Below are 1,190 nucleotides of genomic sequence, written 5' to 3'. Positions count from 1 at the left end.
GGCCGACGCCTGGTAGGTGACCGCGGTGGTGCCGGTGTTGGTCAGCGTGACGGTCGCCTTCCGCGACGTCCCCTCGCCCAGGCTCAGCGTCGACGGGGACGCGGTCACCGTCGTGGCCAGGGCCGCCTGCAACTGCAGCAGGCCCGCGCCCTGGCGGAACACGGCGTCCGGCTTGTCCGTCAGCCCGGATCTCGCCGACTTCAGTGGGCTGGCGCTGGCGTACAGCAGGGCGGCGACCCGGGCCGGGAGGCCGGCCGTCGGCGTCCGCCACCCGCGCGCCTGCCGGATCGTCGCCACCGCGCCCCCGACCTCCGGCGCCGCCCTCGACGTACCGGAGGAGACCCGCCATCCCGTGCCCAGCCAGGTCGAGCGGACGCTACTGCCCGGAGCGGCGATGGTCGGGCTGTGGGTCAGGTCGGCCGCCGGGCCCATGGCGCTGTAGGACTCGGTGCTCGTGCCGGTCGCGGTCGTCGCCGCGACGGAGATGACGCCGGGGGCGACCGCCGGGGAACCGACTGTGAACAGCCCGTTGTCGTCGTTGCCCGCCGCGGCGATGACGACAACGCCCTTCTTCACGAGGCTCGCGGCCGCCTGGGTGAGCGGGTAGGACGTCTCGTTCGGCCAGCTCACCGTGGTCGCGCCGAGCGAGAGGCTGACCACGTTCATCCCGTCGGAGTAGGCACGGTTGATCGCGGCGAGGATGTGGTCGGTCGTCGCGCTGCCCTGGCAGTCGAAGACCCGGTACGCGCCGAGCGTCACCCCGGGGGCCACGCCGTAGGCGCCGCCCTGCTTGGGATTCCCGTTCGCCGCGACGATCCCGGCGACGTGCGTGCCGTGGCCGTAGCAGTCCGCCGGGTTCGCGTCCTTGTCGACGAAGTCCCAGCCCTTGGTGGTCCTGGTGGTCGGGAAGGTGCTCGAGCTGGTGCCGCCGAGATCCGGATGCTGGTAGTTGATGCCCGAGTCGATGATGCCGACCCGGATCCCCGACCCGTCCCTGCCGGCGTCCAGCGCGCCGATGGCGGCGAGGCGCCGTTCGGTGTCGGTCGCGGGCGTGGGCGTGACCGTGACGGTGAGCTTGGCCGTCGTCGTGTTGCCGTAGTTGTCGGTCACCCGGTACTGGGTGGACACGGTGCCCGTGAAGCGCCAGTTCGCGGTGAACGAGACCCGGTTGTCGGCGCCGACCTTCCAGG

At 72.5% G+C, this 1,190-nt stretch carries 1 protein-coding gene; it reads right to left on the bottom strand.

All coding sequences use genetic code 11. The annotated features are described in order from the left end of the window. Positions 1–1,190 (bottom strand): S8 family serine peptidase (locus tag Q1K57_RS02690; RefSeq protein WP_300078731.1); only part of this gene is annotated, 1,190 nt, incomplete at both ends.

Source organism: Propioniciclava sp., from assembly GCF_029977985.1.
Taxonomy (GTDB): domain Bacteria; phylum Actinomycetota; class Actinomycetes; order Propionibacteriales; family Propionibacteriaceae; genus Propioniciclava.
The sequence above is the reverse complement of the archived record's forward strand: the minus strand, read 5'-3'. Positions and strand labels throughout refer to the sequence as shown.